17 protein-coding genes are annotated in these 19,561 nt (G+C 62.8%); 14 read left to right on the forward strand and 3 right to left on the reverse strand.

Annotated elements, in window-relative coordinates; genetic code table 11:
- The first annotated feature begins 248 nt into the window (after positions 1 to 248).
- Entirely contained in the window at positions 249 to 608 is a 360-nt protein-coding gene (locus tag IZU87_RS11850; RefSeq protein ID WP_213114620.1) for a hypothetical protein, read from the forward strand.
- A gap of 327 nt (positions 609 to 935) precedes the next feature.
- Here IZU87_RS11850 and IZU87_RS11855 read toward each other — a convergent pair whose 3' ends face one another.
- Positions 936 to 1,226: a hypothetical protein gene (locus tag IZU87_RS11855; RefSeq protein WP_213114621.1), complete on the reverse strand. Its 291-nt coding sequence runs from the start codon at positions 1,224 to 1,226 to the stop codon at positions 936 to 938.
- Between the two features lie 463 nt (positions 1,227 to 1,689).
- On the opposite strand from IZU87_RS11855, the gene IZU87_RS11860 reads away from it, so the two are divergent.
- The 13 genes from IZU87_RS11860 (at position 1,690) to IZU87_RS11920 (ending at position 16,681) form a co-directional block, all read left to right on the forward strand.
- Positions 1,690 to 2,058: a hypothetical protein gene (locus IZU87_RS11860; protein ID WP_213114622.1), complete on the forward strand. Its 369-nt coding sequence runs from the start codon at positions 1,690 to 1,692 to the stop codon at positions 2,056 to 2,058.
- A complete protein-coding gene (locus IZU87_RS11865) occupies positions 2,025 to 2,759 on the forward strand; it encodes a cache domain-containing protein (RefSeq protein WP_213114623.1) in 735 nt (244 codons plus the stop codon). Before IZU87_RS11860 ends, IZU87_RS11865 begins: the two co-directional genes overlap by 34 nt.
- Entirely contained in the window at positions 2,759 to 4,186 is a 1,428-nt protein-coding gene (locus tag IZU87_RS11870; RefSeq protein WP_213114624.1) for an HD-GYP domain-containing protein, read from the forward strand. Before IZU87_RS11865 ends, IZU87_RS11870 begins: the two co-directional genes overlap by 1 nt.
- 337 nt (positions 4,187 to 4,523) lie before the next feature.
- Positions 4,524 to 5,321 (forward strand): FadR/GntR family transcriptional regulator, encoded by a 798-nt coding sequence (locus IZU87_RS11875; RefSeq protein WP_249330565.1) that lies wholly within the window; start codon positions 4,524 to 4,526, stop codon positions 5,319 to 5,321.
- A gap of 97 nt (positions 5,322 to 5,418) precedes the next feature.
- A complete protein-coding gene (dgoD, locus tag IZU87_RS11880; protein WP_213114625.1) occupies positions 5,419 to 6,567 on the forward strand; it encodes a galactonate dehydratase in 1,149 nt (382 codons plus the stop codon).
- Between the two features lie 96 nt (positions 6,568 to 6,663).
- Positions 6,664 to 7,455, forward strand: coding sequence for an SDR family NAD(P)-dependent oxidoreductase (locus tag IZU87_RS11885; RefSeq protein ID WP_213114626.1), 792 nt, complete (start codon positions 6,664 to 6,666; stop codon positions 7,453 to 7,455).
- The gene (locus IZU87_RS11890; protein ID WP_213114627.1) at positions 7,452 to 8,489 is read left to right on the forward strand and encodes a 2-dehydro-3-deoxygalactonokinase; all 1,038 of its coding nucleotides are present in this window, start codon (positions 7,452 to 7,454) and stop codon (positions 8,487 to 8,489) included. Before IZU87_RS11885 ends, IZU87_RS11890 begins: the two co-directional genes overlap by 4 nt.
- A 106-nt stretch (positions 8,490 to 8,595) precedes the next feature.
- Entirely contained in the window at positions 8,596 to 9,210 is a 615-nt protein-coding gene (locus IZU87_RS11895) for a 2-dehydro-3-deoxy-6-phosphogalactonate aldolase (protein WP_213114628.1), read from the forward strand.
- Between the two features lie 120 nt (positions 9,211 to 9,330).
- Complete coding sequence (locus tag IZU87_RS11900) at positions 9,331 to 10,257, forward strand: SMP-30/gluconolactonase/LRE family protein (RefSeq protein WP_213114629.1); 927 nt, start codon at positions 9,331 to 9,333, stop codon at positions 10,255 to 10,257.
- 45 nt (positions 10,258 to 10,302) lie between these two features.
- Positions 10,303 to 10,494 (forward strand): hypothetical protein, encoded by a 192-nt coding sequence (locus tag IZU87_RS11905; protein WP_213114630.1) that lies wholly within the window; start codon positions 10,303 to 10,305, stop codon positions 10,492 to 10,494.
- Between the two features lie 77 nt (positions 10,495 to 10,571).
- Positions 10,572 to 12,713 (forward strand): alpha-galactosidase, encoded by a 2,142-nt coding sequence (locus IZU87_RS11910; protein WP_213114631.1) that lies wholly within the window; start codon positions 10,572 to 10,574, stop codon positions 12,711 to 12,713.
- 69 nt (positions 12,714 to 12,782) lie between these two features.
- Positions 12,783 to 14,771 carry a beta-galactosidase gene (locus IZU87_RS11915; RefSeq protein ID WP_213114632.1) on the forward strand — a complete coding sequence of 663 codons (1,989 nt, stop codon included), beginning with the start codon at positions 12,783 to 12,785 and terminating at the stop codon, positions 14,769 to 14,771.
- Positions 14,772 to 15,292: 521 nt separating this feature from the next.
- Positions 15,293 to 16,681: a GntP family permease gene (locus tag IZU87_RS11920; protein WP_213114633.1), complete on the forward strand. Its 1,389-nt coding sequence runs from the start codon at positions 15,293 to 15,295 to the stop codon at positions 16,679 to 16,681.
- A 165-nt stretch (positions 16,682 to 16,846) separates the two neighbouring features.
- Here IZU87_RS11920 and IZU87_RS11925 read toward each other — a convergent pair whose 3' ends face one another.
- Together IZU87_RS11925 and IZU87_RS11930 are read right to left on the reverse strand one after the other, a co-directional pair.
- Complete coding sequence (locus IZU87_RS11925; protein ID WP_213114634.1) at positions 16,847 to 17,170, reverse strand: hypothetical protein; 324 nt, start codon at positions 17,168 to 17,170, stop codon at positions 16,847 to 16,849.
- 141 nt (positions 17,171 to 17,311) lie between these two features.
- Positions 17,312 to 19,561, reverse strand: a complete 2,250-nt coding sequence (locus IZU87_RS11930; RefSeq protein ID WP_213114635.1) for an FUSC family protein — start codon at positions 19,559 to 19,561, stop codon at positions 17,312 to 17,314.

Consider the following 19,561-nt stretch of genomic DNA (forward strand, 5'->3'; position numbering starts at 1 on the left):
CAGGGCACAGGGTTGCCTGAGGACAAGGGTGTCCGGGATAGAGTTGACTGGAGACAGCACAGGATGCTCGCGCGCATTCCAGCAGAGGGAGCTATGCTCAACTCAGGCTCAGGTTGCGAAGCCTGTGCCACTAGACACCAGCCACTATCACTATTGGTCACTATAACGCCAAACACCAGCCGCCCCGCCGATATTTCCCCAAGGTCTGCACTCATCAGCTATCAGATACCATGAGACAGGAGTCCGGAATGCCAGTCGCCAATCAACCGATGCAGCCTTTCGCTGCCATGTTCAGCACCCCACTGCCCTGGATGAATCGACCCGATGACCTCGTGCATCCCCTCGCCCCCTTGATGCGTTGTCAGCAGGTGTGGTGGAGCCTGAGCCTCGAGGCATATGAGCAGGAGATCGAGTTTATTCGCATGTGGCAGACCAAGAGCATGGAAATGGGCCAGTGCCTGCTATCCACCGGGTTCGTTGACCCTCACGAGTCGAAGGAGTGCCTGACGGAGATCGTCAGTGATGTACAGGAACATACCGTCAAGCGCCTGCAACGCCTGCAAGGCCTGACAGACGAATTGAAGGAAGCCATCTGGGAAGAGATCTAGGGCGCAGCTCTGGGCCTGGGGCTGGTGGGAGCGTTGCCCAAAGGCGCTTGTCGACAACAGGCTAGCGGTGTCGTCGCCAGGTCAGCAAGCCGCCAAGCCAATAAGAAGACGTCAGAAGATCTATCGGGCTAGATGATCCATCGGATCCATGTGAGCCAAGCGAGAAACGCACAACGCCCAGCCTTCAGGGAGAAGTGCTGGGCGTTGTGCGTTTCTCGCTTGAAGGCCTTATAAAGCCATCGCGACGCGCGAGCCACCGCATGACTCAGGTGATAGCTCATGGCTTGCTCAGAGCGTAGTGCAGGATAAGTCAGGCAAGATGAGAGCTTACTCTGAATCCGCGTTCCCCTTGAATGCCTCAAGCTCTCGCAGCCATGTCTGGGCGGTCTCGCGATCGAGATCGAATTCCGCGATCAGGCTTTCGAGTCGCGCCACGAACTCCTCATCACGCTTCTGGGCGCGCGCCTCGTCAGCGTCATGGTTCGACTCGGCGGCGGGGACAGGCTGAGAAGAGCGATCCAACGCATTCAGCTCTTCTGCCAACGCCTTTTCGAGCTCATCAAAGAGAGCACGCTGCTTGCGAGCACTGGCAATGATCTTTTCATCATGTCGGTTCATGCACGATTTTCCACTTTTGATCTTGTCGACAACAAGAAGACAACGCTATGAGTTCACTGCAGGACGATGAGCGACAATTTGACTTGCAGCTTATGCACGACACCTTCAACACTCGATCGGCGCGCCTCAAATCAAGATGTTAGCGAGCCTCTTCTGGACAGCCATCGATAAATGACAGATATCTTCTTGAAAGCCATACAGAAAACTAGCTTCATCATGCCCCTTTCAACGTCTGCTAGCAAGACATCGCGCGACAGGAAAAACGCGCAAGAGCCCTGAACTGGGGCTTCGCGGAGTGTTGAGTGCCCTCACTTGGCATTGGGGCGGTAACATCGTAGCGTTGGCTAGATGACATAGAGGACTGAAACGATATCCTCTGGGTCTTGCGCTGCCGCTATGCTCGAAACAGTGCCATCATCACCCTCCCCGGCGCCACCGCATCACTCATGGATGACGTGACTCGATGATCAAGGATAGTGATCTCTCTCGACATGGGCCAGATACCGGCCCGCCCGATCTTCGCTCCCCGGTCAGACAGCGTCCGTTCGGCAAGCCCTTGCGCCTATGGCTGGGGTTGACCGCACTCTCCTGTCTCTCACTTGGCGCCCTGCTGGTATTTCAGGAATCGCAGAGTCGCGAGCAGGACATTCTGCAGGCCCAGGCGACACAGATGCTGGTCGCCAAGGAGCGGCGCCAACAGGCCAGGTTAATGGTGGAGCAGACGCTCGGCATGATCGCCTCGCGACATCGCGACATCGCGATTACGAGCATCGTCTGCAACGTCTTCTCATCACCACCATGCGTTCCCCATCGCTGGGCATCAGCCATCTGAGTGGACGCGATCGCTCCTTCATCAGCACCGAACTGTTGCGCCAGTTCCCGTACCTGCGCATCAACCCGGACTGGATCGACATCGTGCAGCTCCCTACCACGCTCCACCCTGACTGGTGGAATCAGGAGCTGAATCAGCGCCTCAATGCGGGCATGCGCAAGGCACAATTCCTGCGCGGCACGGATGCCGGGCTGGTGTTTGCTGTGCCTCTGGGGCAGGAGGAAGGCAGCCCCGGCGCCGTGCGCCTTGATCGTCGACAGCAGCCTGCCCCCTGGGCGCTGGTGCATATCGACCCGAAGATGGTGGCCTTTCTGGTCGCCAATGAGCTGAGACAGTCTCTGCACGCGAGTATCGAGCGCGAGGAAAGCCGCTATGTCTGGATCAACGAGATACTGGACCCGGCCGGCGGTGAGGGCTATGCACGCCGCTTAATCCATCCTCTGCTGCCCGACACCGAAGGCAAGCTGCTGTCGACCGAGTACCAGGACAGCAGTGGCCGCTTCCCGTATCGCACCGAGCTCGAGGGTGTCTTGAACGGCAGTGGTATCTACTTCGATTACCGCTTCCCCAAGCGCCCGGGCGCCGAGCAGGTCGACAAGACCGCCTACGCCGCCCTGTACCCCCCTTCCAGTGGATCATCGCCAGCGGCGTCTATCTCGATGACATCAGTGAAGCCGCCTTCAAGGCGCACGCAGACCTGATGAAGAAGAAGCACGCGCTGGAGCGTTGGCACTTCCTGATCACGCTGCTGGTGACCTTGATGCTCTGCCTGGCCTTTGGTTACGCATTCCTGCGCCAGTATCGTGAGCGACAGCTGCAGATGCGCCAGCGCATGAATCAGCTGGAGCATGAGCTTGAGCAGCGCGGCGAAGACAGGCTCGGGTCGGTGATGCGCATGATCCGCGAGGAACGCTGTCCCGAGCTCTCGGGTGAAGACTGGCTGGCCGCCAATCTTGTCAGCGCCATCGCGACACGACTCAAGATGGACCGCCAGGAAATCGCCACGCTGGAACGCGTCGCCATGCTGCACGATATCGGCAAGCTGGCGCTACCCGACTCACTGCTGCGGCCGCGCGATGAACTTCATTTCGATCAGTATCACTTGCTGCGTCGCCATGTCGAGATCGGTGCACGCATGATGGAAGACGCCCTGATGGCGCCCGCCGAAGCTGACCTGTTGCGTGCCAGCCAGCAATTCATGCTGGGGGCCTGCAGCAGGTTGGCGCCGCATGCAAACGGCAACGCTGACGCGCCCTCCCACCTCTCGCAAACCTCTGCAACACCTCCTGCTGCGTCTCCGTCCGGGTCTCCTTCTGCGCCTTCTAATGCAGACATCCCACAAGTGGAGCAGGGCTCTACCGATATTGCTGCAACGTCGCTTGGCGAGACGTCCCTCGCTGCCAGCACTCTGTCGCTGGTCGTGCAGGTCATCGAGCTGATGCGTCATACCGGTGTCAGTAAGGCCCAGGCGCTGTGCGATATCGAGCACCGTCATGGCCATCTACCGCCAGAGTTGCTGCAGGCGGCGCGTGAAGTGCTGACGGAGCAACCGATACCGCCGGCGCCCACCCTGCATCGACTCTGCCCGCAGCAGGTAGAACGTGACCCGAACCGGTGGCGCGACAGCCACAGTGGCTGCTTCACCCGTGCGCTGCTGGATGCCGCTCTCGAAGCACTGGCCCGTGAGTGTCAGGACGCCATGGGACAGCACATCACGCTGTGCCATCTTCGTCTGAGCCGGAAGGGAGGCGCGCGACGCGACACTGCCGACAAACAACTTGCGCCACTCGATGCCCAGCTTGGCCCGCACCTGAATGCCTGCTTCTATCCGTTGCGTGTCTTCCGCGTCAATGAGGGCAACTTCATCGTGATGAGCCATCAATGTCGGGATATCTCGCCTGCGCAGGAAGTGACTCGCCACCCCGAAGGCGATGAACCACTGTTCGAGGCGCCAGCCAATGGCACTGCCTCGCCGCCCACCGCCGATTCCCTAGCATCGCTGCTGTCATCACTGGAGGACACCGCGACGCTGGAGATCACGCTGCTCGATCTCTCCTGTGCCCAGACTCTCAAGGAATGGCAATTGACCCTCAATGGCCACCTGGCTCGCTACCCGCCATCGGCTTGACCTGGTCATGGCGCTTTGCATGTGACCCGCCTTCCCAAGGCCACATGGCGTGACAGGGGCCAGACATCGCGTCTGGCCCCTGTCGTTCTGGCCGCACTCCTTGTTACTCCCCCCTTTGTTACCCGCCTTCTTGTTAGCTGCGCCCTTGTTAGCTGTGTCGGGCGGGCTTCTCGCGCGACCAAAGTTGAAGTGTTTGCGCCTTGTTGAAATGTCCGACATTTATTAATGTGTGTTCAGACATTTATTCTGATGCTCGGAACCTCATGCGTCAGCGCCGCACTCGCAGGCGACGCGATGCAGTGACTCACCTGACCATCTCCTCACGACAGGCACCTCAATGACCGACTCTCTGGCGACAGCCGCGCTCGCCACTGACAGCGCCTCGGCGGACGACGCGACCCCGCGCAGCATGGAGGCCATCGCCACCTGCATGGCGCGGGAAATCCTCGCGGGCAGCTTCGGCCCCGGTGACAGCTTTCCGCGTGAACTGGACCTCTGCCAGCGCTTCGACGCCAGCCGCAACCGTGTTCGCAACGCCCTGGCTCAGCTGGTGAGCGCCGGGCTGCTGGAGCGCACCGCCGGGCGCGGCACCATCGTGCGCGAGATGAGCGAATGGCAGCTGCTGGACCCGCTGATGAGCCATTGGGTCAGCGGCCTCGACGGTATCAATCCGGATCTGATGCGCGAGATCTACGCCTTCCGCCTCTCCGTCGAGCCCTATGTCAGTGCGCTGGCCGCGATGAAAGCCAATGCCCAGGACCTCGCGCGCCTGGAGCGCGCCTTCGAAGGCATGGTCAATACCGCCAATGACAGCTCGCACGAGGCGCATGCCGAACACGATGTCGCCTTCCACGAGGCCATCTACCACGCCACCCACAATCTGGTATGGACACAGCTTGGCAGCCTGCTGCGCCCTTCCATCAGCCAACTGATCCACAGTACCCAGCAGTCCGCGCAGCAGCATGATCACAGCCATCATCGCGCCAGCCTCGATCGTCATCGCGCGGTGATGGAGGCCATTCGCCTGCGCCAGCCCGAGATGGCACGCACCTGTGCCGAGCGGGTACTGGAGACCGCAGCGCGCGACCTCGGCTTCTCACCGGACCACCCGCAGCTGGGGCACCGCCGCTTCTGATGCTGATCGGGCGTCAGCTGATGACGGCCGATCCCACCACTCGCTTCGCCTGGCGCTGACCCTCGTTCAAACGCCCATTCTCAACAAGGATGCATCCGTGAAAATCACCCGACTCAAGACCTGGCAAGTTCCGCCGCGCTGGCTTTTTCTCAAGATCGAGACCGATGAAGGCTGCTATGGCTGGGGCGAACCGGTCATCGAAGGCCGCGCCGCGACGGTCGAGGCCGCCGTGCACGAGCTGTCCGATTATCTGGTCGGTCAGGACCCGCGCAATATCGAGCACCTGTGGAACGTGATGTACCGCGCGGGCTTCTACCGTGGCGGCCCGATCCTGATGTCAGCCATCGCCGGCATCGATCAGGCGCTGTGGGACCTGAAGGGCCGTGATCTGGGAGTGCCCGTGCACCAGCTGCTCGGCGGCCCGATGCGCGACAAGATGCGCATGTACGCCTGGACCGGCGGCGACCGCCCGTCAGATGTCGGCGCAGGCGCCAAGGCGCTGGTCGACCAGGGCTTCACCGCCTTCAAGATGAATGGCACGCCGGAGATGCAGATCGTCGATTCGCACAAGAAGATCGATGACGCCGTGGCACGTGTCGCCGAGGCCCGTGATGCGGTCGGCCCGGATGTCGGCATCGGCATCGACTTCCATGGTCGCGTGCATCGCCCGATGGCCAAGGCGTTGCTGCGTGAGCTGGAGCAGTTCCACCCGATGTTCATCGAGGAGCCGGTCGCACCTGAACACCTGCCGTCGCTCAAGCATATCGCCGAAGGCATCGCGACGCCCATCGCCACCGGCGAGCGCCTGCACACCCGCTTCCAGTTCCGCGATCTGCTAGCGGACGGCATGGTCGACATCATCCAGCCGGATCTTTCCCACTGTGGCGGCATCAGCGAAGGCCTGAAGATCGCCACCCTGGCCTCGGCCTACGATGTGGCGCTGGCCCCGCACTGCCCGCTCGGCCCGCTGACGCTGGCGGCCTCACTGCAACTGGATGCGGTGTGTCACAACGCCTTCATCCAGGAACAGAGCATGGGAATCCACTACAACAAGGACAACGACGTACTGGATTACCTGGTCGACAAGGATGCGCTGGCGATCAAGGACGGCTTCTGCGCCATTCCGCAGGGCCCGGGGCTGGGCGTCGAGATCGACGAGGCCTTCGTCGAAGAGCGTGCCAAGGTCGGCCATCGTTGGCGCAACCCGCTGTGGACCCACGAAGACGGCTCCGTCGCCGAGTGGTAATGCCGAGCCAGCCGCAACGCACACACTGACAACACAGATGCCATGCCAGGACAGGCCTTCCGCCGAAGGCCTGTCACGCTCTAGGAAGGATTCGACATGACTCGTACCGCATCATCCGAACGCCCCGCCTTCGCCGACTTTCGCTACCCGGACCTCGAAGGCGCCAGCGTCTTCATCACCGGCGGTGGCTCCGGTATCGGCGCCGCGCTGACCGAAGGCTTCCTCGCCCAGGGCGCCAAGGTCGCCTTCGTCGGCCTGTCCGATGCCAGCGAATTCTGTGACGCCATGGAAGCTCGCTACGCCAATCGTCCGCTGTTCATCCCCTGCAACATCCAGGATATCGAGGCGCTGCAGGCCGCCGTCGCTCAGGCGCGTGAGGCCCACGGCCTGATCAACGTGCTGATCAACAACGCCGCGCGTGACACCCGTCATAGGCTGGATGAGTGGACGGTGGAACAGTGGGATGAATCCATCGCTACCAACCTGCGCCCGCAATTCTTCACCGCCCAGGCCGTCGCCCCCGACATGCGCGCGCTGGGTGGCGGCGCCATCATCAATCTGTCCTCCAACAGCTACATGCTGGGGCTGGGCGGCTACCCGACCTACGTCACCGCCAAGGCCGGCATCATGGGCATGACCAAGGCACTGGCGCGCGAGCTGGGCCCGGACGCCATTCGCGTCAATTGTCTGATTCCGGGCTGGGTGATGACGGAGCGTCAGCGCGAGCTGTGGGTCAACGACAAGGACTTGAACGAGTGCATTGACCAGCAGTGCCTGAAAGAGGCCATTCCGGTCGAGGACATGATCAATCCGTGTCTGTTCCTGGCCTCCAGCGCCTCGCGCATGATGACTGGCCAGCCGATGGTGGTAGACGGAGGCCGAGTGTGAGCGGCGTCAGCGTCACGCCGGCCTGGATCGCCGTCGACTGGGGTTCCAGCAATCTGCGCGCCTGGGCCGTCAATGGCGACGACGCAGTCATCGCCCAAGCCAGCAGTGCCCGCGGCATGCTGGGACTGGCGGCGGATGAGTTCGAGGATGTGCTGCGCGTGCTGATCAATGACTGGCTGCCCGACGATGCGACCTCTCCCATGCCGGTGCTGATCTGTGGCATGGCCGGCGCGCGTCAGGGCTGGCAGGAGGCGGCTTACCTGCCATTGCCTACGGAGAAGGCGCCTTCCCGTGATGTACTGGGGGCACTCTCCGAGCAGCTGACCCATGTTGCGACCCGCGACAGCCGCCTTGCCGTTGCCATCGTGCCGGGCCTCTGTCAGCAGCAGCCGAGCTACGATGTCATGCGTGGCGAGGAGACCCAGCTGGCGGGCCTGGTCGCCGCCCAACCCGACTACAGCGGTGCGGTGTGTCTGCCCGGCACCCACGCCAAGTGGGCGCATCTCGTCGGTGGCGCCATCACCGGCTTCAGTACCTTCATGAGCGGCGAGCTCTACAAGCTGCTCAGTCAGGATTCGGTGCTCAAGCACTCAGTCGCCGCGGGAGATCTCAGCGACCCCGCCCAGCGCGATGCCTATCTGGAGGGCATCGATACGGCGCTTGCCGCCCCGGAGCGCACCACCGCGCAACTGTTCGGCATTCGTGCCCGTGATCTGCTCGATACGGCTCTGCCTCAGGGTGACGCTCGCAAGGCGGTACTCGGCGCACGCCTGTCAGGCCTGGTGCTGGGGCTTGAGCTGGCGGGAGCCACTGCGGAGCTGCCTGATCACGCCACCATCACCCTGATCGGTGACGCCGTGCTGTGCCAGCGCTATCAGGTCGCGCTGGAGCATCTGGGCTATCAGGTCACCACCGCGGCCAACGCCGACATGATTCTGGCAGGCCTCGGACGCATCCAGCGTGCACGATCATCCGCGCAGGCATCGTCATCAGACCGTGCGTCGTCATCGGATCGCGCCTCTGTGAGCCATTGATTCAGCGTTGCTGACATTGCTAGCCGGTGAGCCACGTCATTACTCACTTCACACAGCCCTTATTCAAAGAGCTCCTCTTCAAACAGCCCCATTTCTGGAGATCGCCATGAGCCTGCCTCTAGTCGCCATACTGCGCGGTGTGACACCGCAAGACATCATCGTCATCGCCGACGAGATCATCGCCGCCGGCATCACCCGCATCGAAGTCCCGCTCAACTCCCCTCAACCGCTGGAGAGCATCGCCGCGCTGGTCGAGCACTGCGAGCGCGCGCATGGCGGCAAGATCCTGATCGGCGCCGGCACCGTGCTGACCCCGCAGCAGGTGCGCGACGTGCACGCCGCCGGCGGTCGTCTGATCGTCTCACCCAATGCCGATGTCGATGTCATCCGCGAAAGCCGCCGCCTGGAGATGGTCTCGCTACCCGGAATCGTCACGCCGACGGAAGCCTTCGCGGCTCTCGCTGCCGGCGCCTCGGGCCTCAAGCTGTTCCCGGCGACTCAGGTCGGCATCGTCAACATGAAAGCCATGCTGGCAGTGCTGCCCAAGGACACCGAGCTTTATGCCGTCGGCGGCATCGGCAGTGACAACTTCGCCGAATGGCGCGCGGCGGGTGTCCACGGCGCTGGCCTCGGCACGGCCATCTACACACCGAGCCTGAGCGCCGCCGAAGTGGGCGAGCGCGCCCGCACGCTGGTCGCGGCATGGCAGGCGGCCGACTGACAGCCACACACGGATGGCGACAAGCCACGTCGCTGTAAGAGCGACGAGAGCGCGCCAATAGCCCATGGGTATAAGCGACCATGGCTAAAAAAGACCATGGTTATCGCAAAGGAGCAGCAGATGACGTCATCACCATGCATTGGCACTGCCAGGCGCCTCGTCGCCAGTGGCTGCGAGCTGGGCGAAGGACCGGGCTGGACGCCCGCGACCAAGGCCCTGCCTGCGCGGGTGCGCTGGCTAAACATCCTCGCCGGCGAGCTGCATCACGCCGCCGCTGACGGCAGTGATCACGTCATCACTCAGCTCGCGCGCCGCACCTCCTACGCAGCCGTTACCCAAGACGGCGATTACCTGCTGGTCGCAGAGGGGATGCTCTCGCGCTTCACCCCCGAGACCGGCGCCGTGGAGGACGTCATGCCCTTCGAGGCGGACATGACGCCGGCCACGCGCAGCAATGACGCGCGGGTCGATCGTCACGGCAGTCTGTGGCTGTCGAGCATGGGCTGCAACGCCGAGTCCGGCGCTGGCAGCCTCTATCGACTGCATCGCGGTGAGCTGACCCGCGTGCTCGAGGGGCTGAGCATTCCCAATGCGCTGTGCTTCTCGCCGGATGGCCGCTTCGCCTATTTCACCGACACCGTCACCGGTCAGGTGATGCGCTGGCAGCTGGACGCCGATGGCTGGCCACTCACCTCAGCAGGTGAATACAACGCCCCTGAGGTCTGGGCCGATCTGCGCGATGCCGGTGGTGGCCCGGATGGCGCCGTGATCGATGCCGACGGCCACATGTGGATCGCGCTCTGGGGAGCCGGCCGCGTGGCCAGGCTGGACCACGACGGCAAGGAAATCGCCCATGTGACGCTGCCGGTCAGCCAGCCTTCGTGCCCGCTGTTGGGTGGCGAGGGGCTGAGCACGCTGTATATCACTACGGCGCATGAAGGCTTGGCTTCGCCGGATCATGCGGCGGGGGATGGCGACCTCTTCGCGCTGGACCTGTCAGCACACGGCTTCACGGGACTGGCAGAGCCACCGCTGGTGCTGGGCTGACAACTGCCATTCCGTCTCTGATCTTTCTTTATTTCTGGACCTCTCATGATGACCGCAGACGCCCCATCTTCCCGACCTTCGGCTGCGCCTGACGCGACCTGGTCAAGCGATCAACAGTGGTTGAGCTTGAGTGCCGATAGCATCCAGCTGCAGCTGGATCTCGCCGATGACCTGCTCAAACTGGCCCATTTCGGGCGCATTGCGCCCATCAATCCGGCTCAGCACCGCCTGATATGATGACCGCAGACGCCCCATCTCCCCGACCTTCGGCTGCGCCTGACGCGACCTGGTCAAGCGATCAACAGTGGTTGAGCTTGAGTGCCGATGGCATCCAGCTGCAGCTGGATCTCGCCGATGACCTGCTCAAACTGGCCCATTTCGGGCGCATTGCGCCCATCAATCCGGCTCAGCACCGCCTGATGAGCGCTGCCGCCACGCCCCAGGCGAGCCTGGATCAGCTGCCGCCCAATACCCTGTTCAATGATGCCGGGCTCGGCTTTGCCGGCTATCCGGCGCTGATCGGTGATCGCGAAGGCCGCGACTGGCTGACGGCGATGCGTCTGTGCGAGGTGGCCTGCTTGACGGATGCCACCGGCGCCCACGCTCGCCTGACGCTTCGTGACAGCCTGAGCGAGCTGGAAGTGCTGCTGGCGCTGACCGTCACTCGCGAGGGCGTATTGCGTCAGCAGACGACTCTGACCAATCAGTCATCAGCGCCCTACCGGCTCGAATGGCTGGCGGCTGCCTGCCTGCCGCTGCCGGTCCGCTTCGAGGAATGCCTGAGTTTCGGTGGCCGCTGGGTGCAGGAGTTCACCGAGACGCGTCATCGTCTCAGCGAAGGCACCTTCACGCTCGAGAACCGTCGCGGGCGCAGCTCGCATCAACGCGTGCCGACGCTGATCACCGGCACGCCAGGCTTCAGCGAGCAGCGTGGCGAAGTCATCACCGCGCATCTGGCGTGGAGCGGCAACCATCGCGCCCTGATCGAGCGGCAGTTCGATGGCAGCACCCAACTGCAGATGGGCGCCCTGCTGCTGCCAGGCGAGCAGATGCTGGCCGCCGGCGACAGCGTGACCACCCCGGAAGTGGTGATGGCCTGGTCGGATACGGGCATCAATGGTGCCAACCAGCGCATGCATCGCACCCTGCGCGCGCGCCTTGACTGGCCGGTGGCTGACAAGCCGCGCCCGGTACACGTCAATACCTGGGAAGCGCTCTACTTCGATCACGATGCGACGCGGCTCGATGAGTTGGTCGTTGCCGCCGGTGAGGTGGGTGCCGAACGTTTCGTGCTCGATGATGGCTGGTTCGTCGGCCGGGATGGCGAGCGCGCCGCCCTGGGCGACTGGTATCTGGATGCCGGCAAGTACCCGCAGGGGCTGGGGCCGCTGATCGAGTCAGTACAGGCGCACGGCATGGAATTCGGCCTGTGGGTCGAGCCCGAGATGGTCAATCCCGACAGTGAACTCTTCCGCACCCATCCGGACTGGATCCTCGGGCTGGAGGGGCGTGAGCAGCCGCTGGGACGTTATCAATGCGTACTGGATCTGACCCGCCGCGAGGTCTGTGACTACCTGTTTGCGCGCCTCGATGCGCTGCTCAGCGAATACCCGATCAAGTATCTGAAATGGGACATGAATCGCGACCTGACCCACGCGGGCGGTCAATCGGAGGAAGGACGCGGCAAGCCTGCCGCCCATGCCCAGGTCAGCGCGCTCTACTCGCTGCTGGCCCGCCTGCGAAAGGCGCATCCCGGCGTCGAGATCGAGAGCTGCGCCTCGGGTGGCGCGCGCACCGATCACGGCATACTCCGGCACACCCATCGCGTCTGGACGTCCGACTGCAATGACCCCCACGAGCGCACGCATATCCAGCGCGGGGCCAGTCGCGTACTGCCGCCGGAGCTTCTGGGCGCGCATATCGGGCCGCAACACGCTCACACTACCTCGCGACGCACGCCGCTCGCCTTCCGCGCCTCCACGGCACTGTTCGGTCATCTGGGGCTGGAGCTGGATGTCAGCCAGCTCGATCAGGCGGAGCGCAGTGAGCTGCGCGGCTGGATAGCGCGCTACAAGTCGCTGCGTGGCCTGCTGCACAACGGTGTCAGCTGGCGTCTGGATTGCCTGGATGACAATCAGCATGCCCATGGCGTGGTCAGTCAGGATGGCCAGCAGGCCCTTTTCAGCATCAGCCAGCTGGCCATGCCACGTCACGCCGTGCCCGCCGCCCAGCCGCTGACCGGCCTGCAAGCCGACACGGCCTACCGGCTCGAGCTGCTGGAACTGCCGGAGCACCCGGAGCGACGCATGAAGCAGCTGCCCGCCTGGATCAGCCGACAACAGGCCGGCGAGCCGGTCGTCGTCTCCGGTGAGTACCTGATGCGTGAAGGCCTTGCCCTGCCGGTGCTGGACCCTGACCAGGCGCTCCTGATTCACCTTCAGGCGGTTGCGGCATGACCCGTGCCGCGCAGGCCGTGATGGCCTGCGCCGCGCTCGCTCCCCATTTTCAGCTTCAAGGATGAACCCATGCAGCTCGGTGTCTGTTACTACCCGGAACACTGGCCACGTGATCGCTGGCCACAGGATGCTCGCGACATGATGGAAGCCGGCATTTGTGTCGTGCGTATCGGTGAATTCGCCTGGAGTCGCCTGGAACCCAGCTCTGGTGACCTGCGCTTCGAATGGCTGGATGAGGCCGTCGAGGTTCTGGCCGCGGCCGGTCTCAAGATCGTGATGGGCACGCCCACGGCGACACCGCCCAAGTGGCTGGTGGATGCCCACCCGGAAATTCTGGCCGTCGATGAGAATGGCGACACGCGTGGCTATGGCTCGCGTCGTCATTACTGCTTCTCTTCACCGACGTTTCGTACCTTGAGCGAGCGCATCGTGCGCCTGATGGGCGAGCGCTACACGCATCATCCCGCGATCATCGCCTGGCAGACCGACAACGAGTACGGCTGTCATGACACCATCCTCAGCTACTCCGCGGCCGCCCGCGCCCGCTTTCCCGAATGGCTCGAGGCGCGCTATGGCACGGTCGAGGCGCTCAATGAGGCCTGGGGCACGGTGTTCTGGAGCATGGAAGTCAGCGAGTTCTCCCAGGTCGAGGCGCCCGTCGGCACCGTGACCGAGCCGCATCCGGCCATCGTGCTCGACTATCGACGCTTCTGCTCCGATATGGTGGTCGAATACAACCGTCTGCAGGTCGACACCCTGCGTGCCGCGGGCGTCAGCGGCGATATCGTGCACAACTTCATGGGCCTGTTCACCGAATTCGATCACTTCGATGTCGCTCGTGATCTGGATATCGCCAGCTGGGACAGCTACCCGCTGGGCTTTCTGGAGCGCGGTGCCCACGACGATGCCACCAAGGCCCATTATCGCCAGCAAGGCCATCCGGACTTTGCCGGCTTCCATCACGACCTCTGCCGCGCCATGTGCAAGGGCCGCTGGTGGGTGATGGAGCAGCAGCCGGGCCCGGTCAACTGGGCGATCAGCAACGCCGCGCCCTTGCCCGGCATGGTGCGACTGTGGAGCCACGAAGCCTTCGCGCATGGCGCCGAACTCGTCTCCTACTTCCGCTGGCGTCAGGCGCCCTTCGCCCAGGAGCAGATGCACGCTGGCCTGCTGCGCCCGGACGGCTCCCCCGCCTCGGCCTGGCCGGAGCTTTTGCAGGTGCGCGATGAGCTGGCGACACTCGCGGAACATGACACGACGACTGCCCAGCAGGCGCCCGTCGCCCTGATGTTCGATTACGCCTCCATCTGGGCCTGTCAGATCCAGCCCCACGCCGAGAACTTCAACCCGCTCGAGCTGTACCTGAGCTGGTACAGCGCGCTGCGGCGTCTCGGGCTTGATGTCGATATCGTCTCTCCGCGCGATGCGCTCAGTGGCTATCCGCTGATCGTGCTGCCCTGCCAAGTGATCGCCGGTGAGGCACTGGCGGCGCGTCTGAGCGCGGCGCGCGATTCAGGCACTCGCGTGGTGATCGGCGCACGCTCCGGCTCGCGTACGCCGGAGTTTCAGATACCCGCGCAGCTGGCGCCCGGTGCACTCAGCGAGCTGACGGGCGTCACGGTCGATCGAGTCGATGGCCTGCGGCCAGGCGCCGAGCCGGCCATCACCCTGAGCAACGGCGCACGTGGTCACGCCCTGCGCTGGCGCGATCTGCTCGATCATCAGCGCACCTGCGCACAGGTGGTAACGCGCTTCGAGGATGGCGAGCCGGCCATCCTGCATCATCGTGGCGTCAGCTATCTGACCGCCTGGCTGAGTGAAGACAGTCTGGTGGCGATGCTGCAGGCGGAGTGTCAGGCCTGCGGCATCGCCACCCATGCTCTGCCCGAGGGTGTGCGCCTGCGGCGGCGCGGGCCGCTCTGCTTCGTCTTCAACTATGCGCCCGAGCCGCGCTGGCTGCCGGAAGACCTCGTCAATGACAGCGGGCTGCTGGCCGGTAGCCGGGTGCTGGCCCCCGCTGACGCCTGTATCTGGTTCAGTGACGAAAAGCGCCCCTGAGTGAGGCGGCTCCTGCCCACTCATTCAACGCGAAAATCGACTTTGCTTGAAAGCAGGACATCTCTCGGATTTCGCGACCGACAGACTGTTCGATCACTTGTCGCGGCGCCTTCGGGTGCCGCTTTTTTGTACAGCTATTCTGGGCATCCATGTCACCTGGGCAAGCTTCATGAGTGACTACAACACGTGCTGACACAACTCCCCCGCTTACCGGATGACTCAGGGTCGCACGTTGCTAAGATAAAGAGAAAGAAGATAACGGTATATTGTTTCATTGTAAAACGACCCCTCTTTTCGCTGCGCAAGGCCAGAGGGAGTTTGCCCTTGAGTGCTCGCTGACCGCACAGCGCTGCCACTTAAGGCGCATTGTTCTCATGTCAGACAATCTCTAGTGTGCTGGATGTCTCTGTATATAAGCCAATAAATAGCAAAAACAACAAGCCACGCACCTGTAAACAGGACAACCGTCGTCAATGGCAGACGACCCACGACTACGATAACGCCAACCACGAGATACCCCCATGAGTATTCTTGCCATTCTGATATCGCTCGGGCTGCTGATGTTCCTTGCCTACCGCGGTATCACCGTTCTCTTGCTTGCCCCTCTGACGGCCGCCCTCGCCGTCGTCCTGTCAGGAGATGCAGCCGCCCTGCTGCCCAGCTACACCGTGACCTTCATGAGTCAGCTGGGCGGCTATCTGGCCAAGTTCTTCCCACTGTTCATCCTCGGCGCCCTGTTCGGCCAGCTGATGGCCGATTCCGGGGCCGCGCATGCCATCTCCGAAGGCTTGGTCAAACGCCTGGGCACGCGCCATGTGATCCTGACCGTGGTGCTGGCCTGCGCACTGCTTACCTATGGGGGCGTCTCGCTGTTCGTGGTCGCCTTCGCCGTCTACCCGATTGGCGCCCAGCTCTTCCAGCGCACCGGCACGCCCAAGCGACTACTGCCCGCGGCCATCGCCCTCGGCTCATTTACCTTCACCATGACGGCACTCCCGGGCACGCCGGCCATCCAGAACGCCATCCCGATCCCCTACTTCCAGACCAACAGCTTTGCAGCGCCGGGCCTGGGCATCATCGCGGGCCTGATCATGCTGGGGCTGGGTACCTGGTGGCTGAAGGGACGAGCCAGCAAGGCTCAGGCACAGGGGGAAGGCTACGGGGTCCACAAGGACGAAGCGCTTGAGGAATCCCCCGCGCCCGCCGCACGGATGGGCATGATCACGGCGCTTATTCCGCTGGTGATGGTCATCGGACTGAATGCTCTGCTGACCTATCTCGTCTTCCCGCGCATCGATTTCTCCTACCTGAGCGAGGCCTTCCCGGAGCTTGACCCTGCGGGTGCCACCGGCATGTGGTCGATCCTGATCGCACTGGCCTTCGCCTCCACCTGGCTGGTCATCTCACGCTGGAAGCAGTGGGCCGACCTGAAGACCACCGTCAACAATGGCTGCTTCGGCGCCATGCTGCCGGTCTTCAATACCGCCTCAGAGGTGGGGTATGGCGCGGTGATCGCCAGCCTGGCCGGTTTCGCGATGGTTAAGGAGGCGGTGCTCGGCCTATATCCGGCCAACCCGCTGATCTCGGAAGCGGTGGCGGTCAACGTGCTGGCCGGCATCACCGGCTCGTCATCCGGCGGCATGAGTATCGCGCTATCGACTCTGGGCGAGACCTACCGCGAGATGGCCATCAATGCCGGCATCGACCTGGAACTGATGCACCGCGTGGCGTCGCTGGCGGCGGGCAGCATGGACACCTTGCCGCATTCCGGCGCGGTCATCACCCTGCTGGCGATCTGCAAGCTGACTCACCGCCAGTCCTACGGCCAGATGTTCATGATGACGGTCGCCTTCCCGATGCTGGCCCTGATTGCCGTCGTGACCCTGGGCAGCCTGGTCGGCAGCTTCTGAGCCCTAAAGCCCCACAACAGTGGGAAGTTTTCGAACATGAGTGGAGCAAAATGACGCCAGGCCAATGACGCCAGGCCAATGACAAGAAGGCCAATGACAAGAAGGCCACCCATTCGGGTGGCCTTCTTGTTGAGAAATCACGCTGGCCAGCAACATGCTGACATCTCAATAGACGTGATGAGCCCGCTTCGGGTCCAGCGTCTCGTGGCGTGCCCGCGTCTTGATCCACAGCGTCAGGTCATCGCGGTCGGTGCCGGGATTCTCGGCGACCCACTCGACGATACGCGAGGCAATGAATTCGGCATGAAACTCATCGTCGAACTGCAGCAGCATGAGGCCCTCGCCCGCCTGGGAGATGCGTAACAATACCTCGCTTGCCGGCAATACATAGAGATTCAACTCATGCAGATATTGCGTCGTGAAGGTCACGCGCCGAAAACGCTCGGGAACAGTGCGCCCACTGTTGCTGATATCGTTCATGAACGCCATGGCTCTCTCCTACAGTAAGGCGCTAATACATTTCGCTCATTTTTTAGCTGACCTCCTTATCATAGCCCAGAAGATATGCTTTCGAGCGGTTTATAAGAATATTTTGTTGGAACCTAAAAAATGACGCTCACTGACGCAATATCAGCTGCGTTGTTGGCGCAGTGCATCACTTTGCAAGGTTAGCTGAACGCGTGTCAGCCAGCCCGCCAGCAGCGCCTGTTTATGTCGACTCATGGTGTGATGTTGCTCGATCAGTTCGCATAATCGGTTGCCGGCCGCACGCATCCTGGTGGGGCTCTCTCCTCGGGCACAGCGCTGATAGTCATCCGCCAGCGCATGGATCAATTCGCGCAAGGCGTGCTGTACCGGGCGTGGTACATCGTTGCCCAATTCCCGCCGCACGAAGCCTATGCCGCGTCCGATATCCATCCCTGTCAGCCCCAGCGTCAGTAGCGGCATGCCGAGCACTTGCTGCTGTGCATCATCGGGCTGACCGCTTGCATTCTCGCCACTGCGGCGCGCTTCCTGTTCACGACTGCGAGTCTGTTCATGCCGGGCCAGGCGCAGCAGCCTGTCTCCCATGCGCCCGCCGAACCAGCTGTCCAGGCGCTCGGTGGAGCGTTCCGCCAGCTCACGAATATCACTCGCCGTAGCGCGAATCAGCTGGCGCTTGTCCCAGCCTGCCCCCGGCACGGGAATCAGGCGGAAACCGATGATGGTCACGATCAGACCGATCCCGGCCGCCAGACTCCGATTGAGGGTGTAGGCGACATCGAAGGTCATGCCGTTGTCCGGCATCACCAGCAGAATGTTGAACACCACGAAGGGCAAGGCGATCCCCGCCAGCGCAGGCACGACAGAGCCCATCAAGCCGAGGAACAGGGGAATACTGAAGATGATCACGAAGGGCACGAAGTGCTGGGCGTGACTGAGCATGACATTGCCGAACAGCAATACGCTCGGCACCGCCAGCAGCAAGCCCTTGAGCACCATCGGAATGATCGGTGCCGGATCACCGCGACTGACGAAGATGCCCGAGAACAGCGTGCCCAGCAGCATGGCCACCGCGCCGTTGTCCCACGCCGTCGCAAGCCAGAAGATCGCCGTGGCACTGAAGATGGCCATCGCACGCAGCGCATCGATGGCGGCGCGTCCGTGATCGCGGTGCCAACTCATGCTCGGCTGACGCAGCTGGTGACGCCCGGGATGATTGATGACCTCGCGTGCCTGCAGGATGACCAGCGCATGCCCCAGCACCTCACGCAGACTGAACAGCAATCTGGCTTCCAGCGCGGTGATGCTGCGCTGACCGCGAGACAGGCGCAAACATTCCCCACGCAGCTCCTTGAGCGTCTTGCGCGCCTGGGCCGTGCCTTGATTGTCGGCCATGCTTTGAAAGGCCGCGCCCAGGCGTTGCATCAGGTCCTGCGTCGGCTGACTGAAGCGTTCGGCTTCCTGACCCTGGGTCTGATTCAGCTCACTGGGGTGTGCGCTCGCCTCACCGTCATCGCGCTGTGAAGACACAAAGAACTCAGGATGACGCAGCTGGTGCAGGGCCTTGAGGGTGGCGTAGAGACGCATGCTTCGCCGCGTCAGCAGGTGTACGCCGCGAATGCGCCCCTTGCCCTGGGGGCCTTCATAACGCGCCGAGTGGGCATCAATCTCGAGATTGTTGAGCGCATCCAGCCCGGTCATCATCTGCTCGAGCATCGCCATGCGTTCGCGTTGCTGACCTTTTAACTGGGCTTGTGAATGGCCTTGTGACTGACCGGCAGTATCTCGGTTCACGGCCCTATCCGCCTCGAGCGGCATCGAGAAGGCCAGCGCCATATAACGGAAGGTGGCATTCACCGCCGTGTCCGAAAGCTGGCCGAGATGATCACGTACACGAATCGGCCAGACCAGCGCACTCACGACGACAGCACACAGCGCGCCGAGACTCAGCTCGCTGAGACGTGCCAGTGCCACCGAGAAGAAGTCATCCGGCGCCGAGGACGTCAGCACCACGATGATCATGCAGGCCACCGCCGCCATCACACAGCCATAGGACAGATTGTTGTGCGTCAGCGAGGCACCATAGATGCATAGCCCGATCCACAGCGTGACCGAGCCCAGCGCCAGTTCGGGCACCTGGGCAAAGCAGCCCATGATCACCACGGCCACACAGGTACCGACGAAGGTACCCGTGACCTGACAGATGCCCTTCTCGACCACCATGCCCGACATCGGACGTGTCTGCAGAAACGCCGCCGAGATCAGCGCCCAATAGGGTCGATCGAGGTCGAAGAAGAAGGCGGCGTAGAGGGCCAGCGCCATTGCCAGCACACCCTTGGTGGCGAACTTCAGGGCGAACGGCGAAGGCCTGAGGAAGGCGGCCAGAGCGGGAGACAT

Origin of the sequence: Cobetia sp. MC34 (genome assembly GCF_018340035.1) — a bacterium.
GTDB classification, from domain to species: domain Bacteria; phylum Pseudomonadota; class Gammaproteobacteria; order Pseudomonadales; family Halomonadaceae; genus Cobetia; species Cobetia amphilecti.

What these genes read in the sequence shown, in the direction of transcription:
- IZU87_RS11855 (WP_213114621.1), bottom strand. Translation starts at nt 1,226, where the DNA reads ATGAACCGACATGATGAAAAGATCATTGCCAGTGCTCGCAAGCAGCGT.
- IZU87_RS11920 (WP_213114633.1), top strand. Translation starts at nt 15,293, where the DNA reads ATGAGTATTCTTGCCATTCTGATATCGCTCGGGCTGCTGATGTTCCTT.
- IZU87_RS11885 (WP_213114626.1), top strand. Translation starts at nt 6,664, where the DNA reads ATGACTCGTACCGCATCATCCGAACGCCCCGCCTTCGCCGACTTTCGC.
- IZU87_RS11860 (WP_213114622.1), top strand. Translation starts at nt 1,690, where the DNA reads ATGATCAAGGATAGTGATCTCTCTCGACATGGGCCAGATACCGGCCCG.
- IZU87_RS11865 (WP_213114623.1), top strand. Translation starts at nt 2,025, where the DNA reads ATGCGTTCCCCATCGCTGGGCATCAGCCATCTGAGTGGACGCGATCGC.
- IZU87_RS11895 (WP_213114628.1), top strand. Translation starts at nt 8,596, where the DNA reads ATGAGCCTGCCTCTAGTCGCCATACTGCGCGGTGTGACACCGCAAGAC.
- IZU87_RS11925 (WP_213114634.1), bottom strand. Translation starts at nt 17,170, where the DNA reads ATGGCGTTCATGAACGATATCAGCAACAGTGGGCGCACTGTTCCCGAG.
- IZU87_RS11905 (WP_213114630.1), top strand. Translation starts at nt 10,303, where the DNA reads ATGATGACCGCAGACGCCCCATCTTCCCGACCTTCGGCTGCGCCTGAC.
- IZU87_RS11850 (WP_213114620.1), top strand. Translation starts at nt 249, where the DNA reads ATGCCAGTCGCCAATCAACCGATGCAGCCTTTCGCTGCCATGTTCAGC.
- IZU87_RS11915 (WP_213114632.1), top strand. Translation starts at nt 12,783, where the DNA reads ATGCAGCTCGGTGTCTGTTACTACCCGGAACACTGGCCACGTGATCGC.
- IZU87_RS11870 (WP_213114624.1), top strand. Translation starts at nt 2,759, where the DNA reads ATGAAGAAGAAGCACGCGCTGGAGCGTTGGCACTTCCTGATCACGCTG.
- IZU87_RS11930 (WP_213114635.1), bottom strand. Translation starts at nt 19,561, where the DNA reads ATGTCTCCCGCTCTGGCCGCCTTCCTCAGGCCTTCGCCGTTCGCCCTG.
- IZU87_RS11900 (WP_213114629.1), top strand. Translation starts at nt 9,331, where the DNA reads ATGACGTCATCACCATGCATTGGCACTGCCAGGCGCCTCGTCGCCAGT.
- IZU87_RS11875 (WP_249330565.1), top strand. Translation starts at nt 4,524, where the DNA reads ATGACCGACTCTCTGGCGACAGCCGCGCTCGCCACTGACAGCGCCTCG.